Origin of the sequence: Pseudomonas citronellolis, from assembly GCF_029335315.1 — a bacterium.
In the GTDB taxonomy this organism is placed as follows: Bacteria; Pseudomonadota; Gammaproteobacteria; order Pseudomonadales; family Pseudomonadaceae; genus Pseudomonas; species Pseudomonas citronellolis_A.
Genome location: NZ_JARJLT010000098.1, coordinates 1 through 8,538, shown reverse-complemented (window position 1 = coordinate 8,538; position 8,538 = coordinate 1). Strand labels below are relative to the sequence as shown.

9 protein-coding genes are annotated in these 8,538 nt (G+C 70.3%); 5 read left to right on the top strand and 4 right to left on the bottom strand.

The window, feature by feature from the left end; all coding sequences use genetic code 11:
• Positions 1–23 precede the first annotated feature (23 nt).
• Positions 24–2,414, bottom strand: coding sequence for a penicillin acylase family protein (locus tag P3W75_RS08075; RefSeq protein ID WP_276226846.1), 2,391 nt, complete (start codon positions 2,412–2,414; stop codon positions 24–26).
• A gap of 105 nt (positions 2,415–2,519) precedes the next feature.
• Between P3W75_RS08075 and P3W75_RS08070 the strand changes: the two genes are divergently transcribed.
• Complete coding sequence (locus P3W75_RS08070; protein WP_276226845.1) at positions 2,520–3,563, top strand: AraC family transcriptional regulator; 1,044 nt, start codon at positions 2,520–2,522, stop codon at positions 3,561–3,563.
• Positions 3,564–3,569: 6 nt separating this feature from the next.
• On the opposite strand, the gene P3W75_RS08065 is transcribed toward P3W75_RS08070, so the two are convergent.
• Positions 3,570–4,073, bottom strand: a complete 504-nt coding sequence (locus tag P3W75_RS08065; protein ID WP_276226844.1) for a transcriptional regulator — start codon at positions 4,071–4,073, stop codon at positions 3,570–3,572.
• 195 nt (positions 4,074–4,268) lie between these two features.
• Between P3W75_RS08065 and P3W75_RS08060 the strand changes: the two genes are divergently transcribed.
• Positions 4,269–5,207 carry an alpha/beta hydrolase gene (locus P3W75_RS08060; RefSeq protein WP_276226843.1) on the top strand — a complete coding sequence of 313 codons (939 nt, stop codon included), beginning with the start codon at positions 4,269–4,271 and terminating at the stop codon, positions 5,205–5,207.
• On the opposite strand, the gene P3W75_RS08055 is transcribed toward P3W75_RS08060, so the two are convergent.
• Positions 5,204–5,938 carry a hypothetical protein gene (locus P3W75_RS08055; RefSeq protein WP_276226842.1) on the bottom strand — a complete coding sequence of 245 codons (735 nt, stop codon included), beginning with the start codon at positions 5,936–5,938 and terminating at the stop codon, positions 5,204–5,206. The genes P3W75_RS08060 and P3W75_RS08055 overlap by 4 nt on opposite strands.
• A 98-nt stretch (positions 5,939–6,036) precedes the next feature.
• Between P3W75_RS08055 and P3W75_RS08050 the strand changes: the two genes are divergently transcribed.
• A complete protein-coding gene (locus P3W75_RS08050) occupies positions 6,037–6,648 on the top strand; it encodes a 2OG-Fe(II) oxygenase (protein ID WP_276226841.1) in 612 nt (203 codons plus the stop codon).
• A gap of 14 nt (positions 6,649–6,662) precedes the next feature.
• Here the strand turns inward: P3W75_RS08050 and P3W75_RS08045 are convergent, their stop codons facing one another.
• A complete protein-coding gene (locus P3W75_RS08045) occupies positions 6,663–7,220 on the bottom strand; it encodes a DUF6160 family protein (RefSeq protein WP_276226840.1) in 558 nt (185 codons plus the stop codon).
• A gap of 180 nt (positions 7,221–7,400) precedes the next feature.
• Between P3W75_RS08045 and P3W75_RS08040 the strand changes: the two genes are divergently transcribed.
• Both P3W75_RS08040 and P3W75_RS08035 read left to right on the top strand, forming a co-directional pair.
• Complete coding sequence (locus P3W75_RS08040) at positions 7,401–7,895, top strand: DUF523 domain-containing protein (protein ID WP_276226839.1); 495 nt, start codon at positions 7,401–7,403, stop codon at positions 7,893–7,895.
• Positions 7,896–8,049: 154 nt separating this feature from the next.
• A complete protein-coding gene (locus P3W75_RS08035) occupies positions 8,050–8,487 on the top strand; it encodes a DUF4399 domain-containing protein (protein WP_276226838.1) in 438 nt (145 codons plus the stop codon).
• Positions 8,488–8,538 lie beyond the last annotated feature (51 nt).

Sequence of the window (8,538 nt, the reverse complement as noted above, 5' to 3'; positions counted from 1 at the left end):
GGTTCGTCGTTGTTGCGCCAGGCTCAGCGGGCGGCTGGGGCCAGTCGCAGCACGCCATGGCTGTTGGCCGCCACTTCGTCGGGCTGGAAGTGCTCGGCGTGGTAGCGGCCGTCGACGTAGTCCTCGGCCTGGTCGGCGTAGTGCGCGTCGAACAGCACGCCGCTCTGGCCGACCGGGTTGATGCCCAGGGCGTGGGTCGGGTCGGCGAAGTCCACCAGGCGCCGCGTCGACGGGCCGTAGGTCACCGCCCAGGGTGCCGGGCCGATGGGCGACGAGAGGTTGTTCGGCACCTCGTGGCCGCCGGGGGCCGCGAACGGGCCGACGTTGAACAGACGGTCGAGCGGCTTCTGCATGCCCAGCGGGTGCACGTGGGTGAGGGTGTGGGCCTTGCCCCAGCGCCAGTTCGCCGTGTCCTGGCCGAAGGTGTCGCGCAGGTGTTTCAGGCTCGCCTGCCAGGCGGCCCTGACGATGTCCGCGCGGGTTTCCTTCTGCGGCGTGCCGCGGTCGTCCCACCAGGGCGAGGCGTCGTCGGCGGCGAGGCGCGGCAGGGCGCTGTCGAGTTCACGGGTATTCAGCAGGGTGTTGAAGAGGGCGTCGCCCAGTTCGTCGTGCATGGCGCCACGGGCCAGTTCGTAGATGAACTGGTTGAACAGCGTGGCGGCCAGCGAATCCACCGGGAAGTCGCCCTTCCAGTTGGCCAACTGCTCGACCAGGGCCTTCTCCTGCTCGCCGGCGGCGGCCTGGCGCAGCGCCGGCAGCAGTGGCTCCAGGGTGCGCGGGCCGTAGTCGGTGCCGGTGTCCAGCTGCAGCGCCTGGCTGTTCTGCAGGTCCCATTTCACCGAGCCGTCGGACAGCCGCTGGTCCAGCCGTCGGCCGCGATCGGCGAGGTTGTAGTAGCCGGGCACCGGCCGGCCGTTGGCCGGTACCGGCTGGAAGTTGGCCGAGACGATATAGCCACGCGCCGGGTTCTCTTCCTGCGGGTTCTCGGCGAACGGGTAGAAGCCGTCCTTGTCGGCGGCGGCAGTGCTGCCGTCGAGGATGAACTTCGGATCGGCCCCGGCCGCGCGCTTGGGCAGTTGCGCCGAGGCCCACCAGCCGATGTCGCCGCGGGCGTTGGCCCAGACCACGTTGAGCCCCGGCGCCTGGATCTGCGTGGCGGCGGCGCGGGCCTTGTCCAGGGTCTCGGCGCGGTCGAGGTGGTAGAAGGCGTCCAGCAGCGGGTTCTCGGTTTCCAGGAAGGCCCACCACATGGCGATCGGGGTCTTGCCGGCGGCGGCGCCCAGGGCGTCGTTGACGATCGGGCCGTGGGGCGAGCTGCGCAGCGTCAGCTTGACCGGGGCCTGGCCCTTGACCGCGATGTTCTCCTCCTCGCGCTGCAGGTCCACCCACTGGCCGTGGTACCAGACCTGCTCGGGGTTGGCCGGGTTGGTCTTCTCGGCGACCAGGTCCATGTCGTCGTTCTGGAACATGGTCAGGCTCCAGCCGAAATCACGGTTGTGGCCGAGCATGGCGAAGGGCACCAGCGCCTGGTGGTGGCCGTAGAGTTCGAAGCCGGGGGCGCTGAGCTGCGCCTCGTACCACACCGAGGGCGCGGCGAAGCGGATGTGCGGGTCGCCCGCCAGCAGCGGTTTGCCGCTGCGCGTGCGGCTGCCGGAGACCACCCAGGCGTTGCTGCCCTCGTATTGCGGCAGGCCGGCGGACTCCAGGGCCTGCTGGCTGATCTGTGCCAGGGCGCCGAGGTCCTTCCAGTCGCCCGCCGCGAGGGCGGAGGGTCGTTGCATCACGCCCTCGGGGTGCCAGCCGAGGTCGAACGCCTTCAGGTAGCCGGCGCCGAGGTCGTCGCGAATGTAGGTCAGCACCGGCTCGGTGCGCAGCGCCACGGCGAAGCTGTAGGCCAGGTAGCCGGAGACGGCCAGGGTGTCCTCGACGGTGAACGGCCGCTTGGGGATGCCCAGCACGTCGAACTCCAGTGGCTTCGGATGGCTGGCCTGGTACTGGTTGACGCCATCGAGGTAGGCCTGCAGGGCCTTCCAGGCCGGCGATTGCGGGTCCTGGCGGGCGGCGTAGGCGACGGCGTGGCGGCGCAGGCGCAGCGTGCGGAACAGGCGGTCGGTGTCGAGCAGCTTGGGCCCCAGCACCTCGGCCAGTTCGCCGTTGGCCAGGCGGCGCAGCATCTCCATCTGGAACAGGCGGTCCTGGGCATGCACATAGCCCAGCGCGCGGTACAGGTCGGCTTCGTTCTGCGCGTTGATGTGCGGGACGCCGCGCTCGTCGTAGCGCACCTCGACCTCGGCCTGCAGCCCGGGCAATTGCGCCAGGCCGTCGCGAGTCGGCTGCTTGCCGTGCAGGTACCAGGCGCCCCCGGCGGCGGCAGCCGCCACCAGTACGGCAAGAACGGTCAACGTACGTTTCATGCAACTGCTCTCCTTGTTGTTATGCGCCGATTCTGCGCACTGCCGGCGCCGGCATCATTGACCAAACACGCGAAGCCGGTAAGTCTTTGGTCAATTGGAGGTGCCATGCTGCCCGACGCTTCGACCCCCCGCGTTCCGCTGACCCATTCGCCCACTGTGCGCCGCCTGCTTTACGAGGCGATGATCCGGCTCGGCCTGGACCCCGCAGCGGTCTACCGCCGCGCCCTGCGCCAGGGCCACCTGGCGCCGCCGAGCGCGGAGCGACGCCTGCCCCATGACGAAGTGCCGCTGTTCTGGGAAACGGTGGAGTCGCTCAGCGGCGACCCTGACATCGGCCTGCACCTGGCCGAGGCGATGACCGCGCGCCTGCTCGACGTGGTCGGCTACCTGCTGCTGGCCAGCCGCGACCTGGGCGAGGCGCTGCAGAGTTTCCTGCGCTTCCAGCACATCCTCTCCGGCGGCCTCGCCGCGCAGTTGCGCGAGGAGGGCGAGCGGGTACGGCTGATCGTCGACATCCACTACCAGGGTTACGCGCCGATGCGCCAGCAGATGGAGTGCCTGGTGCTGCTGTTCATCAAGCTGTTGCGCCTGGTCAGCGACGATGAGTTCCACTGCCTCGCCATCGACTTCCGCCACCCCCAGCCACGCCGCCTGGGCGAACACCGGCGGCTGTTCGGCCTGACCCCCGCCTTCGCCTGCGCCCATGACGCCCTGGTGTTCCCGCGCGCCCTGCTGGCGCGTCCGTCGCGCACGGCCAACCCGGTGCTGCATGCGCTGCTCAGCCGGCACGCCGAAGAGGAACTGCAACGCCTGCGCGGCAACGACCTGCTCAACCGCCTGCGCTACCTGCTCGGGCTGCGCCTGGGACGTGAGCCCTGCACCCTGGCGGCGTGCGCGCAGGTGCTGGGCATGTCGGCGGGCGCCCTGCAGCGCGCCCTGGCTGCCCAGGGCAGCAGCTTCCGCGAATTGCATGAAGAAGCGCGCCGGCAGCGCGCGGTCGAACTGCTGGCGGAGCCGATGGCGATCCGCGAGGTCGCCAGGGCTTGTGGTTTCGCCGAACTGTCGCCGTTCTACCGGGCGTTCAGGCGCTGGTACGGGGAGCCGCCGGAGCGTTTCCGGCGGCGGCTGGCGGAGCGGCCGGCCAGCTGAGCGGGGTCACTCGGCCAGCGGCACTTCGCGGGCGATGTCCAGCAGGGCCATGGCGTCGAGCTGCGTCTCGATCTGCAGGAAGCGCATGGCGCGGGTCGGCGAAACGGCCTTGGCCATGCGCGCGATGTACTTGTTGCGCAGGTCCAGGCGCTGTTGCTGGAGCTTCTCGGCGCGCTTGAGCAGGTCGCTGGCGGACGCGTCGGAAACCTTGCCGGTGTTGTAGGACTTGGCGTAGTCGAAGATCAGCGCGAGGTGCTGCTTGCTGAGCTTCTCGGCCTCGGTGCGGTAGGTGTTGTAGATCGGCCAGAAGGCTTCGCCTTCCTGCGGGGTGAGGCCCATGTTGGCTTCGACGATGCGCTTGCGCTTGTAGTCGATGTCGGCCAGGCGGTTGTCGATCGCGGCCTTGTGGTCGGACATCGCCTGCTGGCTGGTCGGTGTCTGGTCGTCGGCGACGGCCAGCAGCGGCAGGGACAGCAGGGCGCAGAGGGCGAGGGTGGGGCGTAACGGCATGGCGAGCTCCTTGTTGGCGCGCGGCGGCCCTTCATGGGCCGGCCCCGGCAAGTGTAGATGCTGCTCGCGGTTTGACCCGGCGGCGGCATGCCGCAGCGCGACGGCCACGGGCAGGCGCGGCGAATCCCGGTAAGATAGCCGCCAGCCCTGCCACGCCGCCCCTCGCGGGCGCCCCGGACCTTGCGGAACGCGTCGATGCCAGAAGTCTTCCACCCCGAAATCCTGCGTGAACGCCTGCAACCGCTGGCGTTCGCCGAGATGGACAGCCAGGCCCAGGCCTACCAGGCGTTCTATGGCCTCGACCTGGAACTGCGGCATCCGGGCCTGGAAAGCCGCCTGGGCAGTTTCGATTGCGCCGGCTACCGCATCGCCGTGCAGTACTGGCGGCCGCTGCTGGCGCGCGGCAGCCTGGTGCTGCTGCACGGCTACTACGACCACATGGGCCTGTACGGGCACATCGTCGACTGGGCGCTGGAGCTGGGCCTGGCGGTGATCGCCTGCGACCTGCCGGGCCACGGCCTGTCCAATGGCGCGGCGGCCAGCATCAACGACTTCGAGGAATACCAGGCGGTGCTCGCCGGCCTGCTGGAGCAGGCCGCCCAACTGGGCCTGCCGCAGCCCTGGCACCTGTGCGGGCAAAGCACCGGCGGCGCCATCCTGCTCGATTACCTGCTCACCGGCGCGCCGCGCCCGGAGCTCGGTCGCACGCTGCTGCTGGCGCCGCTGGTGCGCCCGCGCGCCTGGGGTTGGTCGAAGCTCAGTTACCAGCTGCTGCGGCCCTTCGTCGGTTCGATTCCGCGCAAGTTCACGGAAAACTCCAACGACGCCGATTTCCTCACCTTCCTCCGCGACCGCGACCCGCTGCAGCCGCGCATCCTGCCCACCGCCTGGGTCGGCGCGCTGGCGCGCTGGATTCCGCATATCGAGGGCGCCCCGCCGAGCCCGCAGAGCCTGCTGGTGGTGCAGGGCGACGCCGACGAGACGGTGGACTGGCGCTACAACCTGCGGGTGCTGGAGGGCAAGTTCGAGCGCATCGAGTGCCTGCTGCTGACCGGCGCGCGCCACCACCTGGCCAACGAGAGCGAGGCCCTGCGCCGACGCTACTTCGACTTCCTCGGCGAGCGCCTGAGCTAGTTCCCCTGGTCGCTGGCCAGCCCGGCCTTCACCGCGGCCAGGGCGGCCTGGTAGTAGGCGTGGCCGGCGGGCGACTCGGCGAAGTCGGTGAACTGCTGCAGCTCGGCGTCGGACAGGCCGCGATAGACGTACAGCAGGGTGTTGTCGAGGTCCGCGCTGATCTGCTGTATGACGTTCTGCCGCTGGCCCTGCAGCAGGCCGCCGCCGCCCTGGCCGAGCAGGCCGGGAAGCATCTGGCTGAGGCTGTCGGCGGCGACCCCGGCCAGGGCCATGCTGACCTCGGCGCCGGCTTCGCTGGCGGGCAGCGCCCGGCCCAGGCGCTGGGCCAGTTGCTGGCGCTGCGGCGTGGCCTGCTGGCGCGGCAGGCCCTTGGCGTACTGGCTGAGCTGGTCGCTGCGGGTGGCGAAGGTTTCCGCCTTGGCGACTTTCTGCCCCAGGGGCGATTCGAAGAAGGTCAGCGCCGGGCCGCTTTCCGGCAGGTTCTGGCGCAGGCCGGCGAGGGCGCGGGCGTCGATCTGGGCCGGGGCGAAGCGCTGGTCGCTGTTGTTCACCAGGGCCTGGTACAGCGCCGGCGGCAGGTTGGCCTGGTAGCGTTTCTGCGCGGCGTGCAGGGCATCGTTGAAGTGCGCGCGTTGTTCCGGCCAGCCGGCCGCCTGGTACAGGCGCTGGTAGTCATCGGCCAGGGCGGGTAGGCCCAGCATCAGCAGGGCTAGGGCAAACAGTGCACGCAAATCGGGTCCTCCTGGCGACAGTGGCCATCCGCCGCGGCTATTGTCGGCAAGCCCGGCCCCGCTTGTCGAGGCGCTTGTCGCCGGCGTTACAATAGCGCATGAACCCGCATTCCGATTCCCCCGCGTTGCATGACGCCGCCGATGACCTCGCCGAGCACGGCTGGTCGCTGCAGCCCGCCTTCCTTCCCGCCGAACTCGGCGCCGCCCTGGCCGTGGAATGCCGCGCCCGCGCGGCGGCCGGCGAGCTGAGCGCGGCCGCGGTCGGGCGTGGCGCCGGGCAGGCGGTGCGCGAGGGCATTCGCGGGGACCATATCCAGTGGCTGGAACCCGGCCAGTCGAGTGCCAGCGACCGCTACCTGGCGCTGATGGACGCGCTGCGCCTGGTGCTCAACCGCCAGCTGTACCTGGGCCTGGAGGACTTCGAGGGGCACTTCGCCCTGTACCCGCCGGGCGCCATCTACCAGAAGCACCTCGATCGCTTCCGCGACGACGACAGGCGCACCGTCTCGGCGGTGCTCTACCTCAACGACGACTGGCGGCCGGAGCACGCCGGCGAGCTGCGGCTGTACCTGGCCGACGGCTCGACGCGGGACGTGCCGCCCCACGCCGGCAGCCTGGTGCTGTTCCTCTCCGGCGACTTCCCCCACGAGGTGCTGCCGGCCAATCGCGAACGCCTGTCGCTGACCGGCTGGTTCCGGCGCCGCGCCTGAACGCCGTCCGGGGCTCAGTGCCCCCAGACCTTGATGGTGCCGTTGATGTCCTGGATATCGCGGATTTCGATGCTGCCCAGGCGGTTCTCGCCGACGTAGAGGTCGCTGGCCACGCGCAGGCGGATGGTCTGCGCCGGCAGGCCGCTGGCGTTGAGCTGCTGGTTGATGGTGGTGAGGTCCGGCAGGGTCAGCGCCAGTTGCTGCTGGCCGCCGCTGCCGCGCACCACGTCGACCTGCAGGGTCGGCAGCTCGACGCCGAACACCGGCAGGCTCAGGCCCAGCTGCGCCGCCCCCAGGGGCAGGGCGCCGCCGCGTCCGTCGGGGCAGGTGGCGGCGCTGGTGCAGCCGTTGTCGATCACCAGGTTGCGCAGCGAGACGCTGCCGCCCTCGACGCTCCAGGCGGCCTTGCCGATGCTGGCCATGACGTCGGCGCGGATGCTGATGCCGTCCTGGCCGCTGATGCGCGCGAGGTGTTCGTTGTCCAGCGCTTCCAGCGCGGCCTGGCTGGCGCCGGCGGTGCACAACAGCAGGCCGCCGAGCAGTGGCGACAGGCGGTGGAGGATCTTTTCCATGGTGGCGGTTCCCTCGCGGTGGCGGTGTGGCGAGGCAGTCTGCGCGCGGCGCGCCCGGCTGGCCATGCCGGCCCGGCAGTTCCAGCCGAAGGATGGGCCACAGGGCCGCCATCGGCTGCCAGGTGACCGGGTGCGATGTGCGGGCTAGTCTGTTGCGATCGAAAAGGGAGTGTTTCGCCCATGCAGAAGATTCTCGTCAGCCGTTGCCTGCTCGGTCACCGCGTGCGCTACGACGGCGGCGCCCACGGCCCGTTCGACCTGCTGGAGCGCTGGCAGGCCCAGGGCCGGGTGGTGGCGCTGTGCCCGGAGGTGGCCGGCGGCCTGCCCACGCCACGCGCGCCGGCGGAAATTCCCGGCGGTTTCGGCGCGCTGGTGCTCAAGGGGGAGGCACCGGTGCTGACCATCGACGGCGAGGACGTCACCCACGCCTTCGTGCAGGGCGCCGAACAGGCCGTGGCGCTGGTCAACCGGCACGCCATCCGCCTGGCCATCCTCAAGGCGCGCAGCCCGTCCTGCGGCAACCGGGAGAACTACGACGGCAGTTTCCGCGGCGTGCGGGTGCCCGGCGAAGGTGTCACCGCGGCGGCGCTCAAGCGCCTCGGGGTGCTGGTGTTCAGCGAGGAGGAGCTGGACGCCGCGGCGGTCTGCCTGGCCGGCCTGGAAGCCGGAGGCTGACGGGCAAAAGTCCCGTCGCAGAGCCTTCCGACACGCCTTGTCGGATTCTTTTCCTTGAGCCGGTGGCGTGGCAGCCTATGCTGAAGAGTCCAGCCGGAGCCTCGCTCGCAATGGCCCGCCGAGCCTCCACCCTTCCCGCTCAAAGGAGAACTCCATGAACCTCACGTTGCCTTGCCTCGGCCTCGCCGGCCTGCTGCTCGCCGCCTCCGGCTCCGCCCTTGCCGCCGGTCTGCCGCGTACGCCGGCGCCCGAGGGAGCCAAGGTGTATTTCATCGAACCGAAGGACGGCGCCACCGTCGGCCAGACCTTCACCGTCAAGTTCGGCCTGGAAGGCATGGGCGTGGCGCCGGCCGGTGTCGATTCGCCGAACACCGGGCACCACCACCTGCTGGTCGACCTCAAGGAGCAGCCGGCCATGGACCAGCCGCTGCCGATGACCGATAACATCCGCCACTTCGGCAAGGGCCAGACGGAAACCAAGCTCACCCTGGCGCCGGGCAAGCACACCCTGCAGCTGCTGCTGGGCGACAAGAACCACGTGCCGTTCGACCCCACCGTTGAGTCGAAGCAGATCACCGTCAACGTGAAGTGATGGCTGGTTTTCGCGGCCGGCGAGATCCATTGGCGCGGTATTAGTCACTGG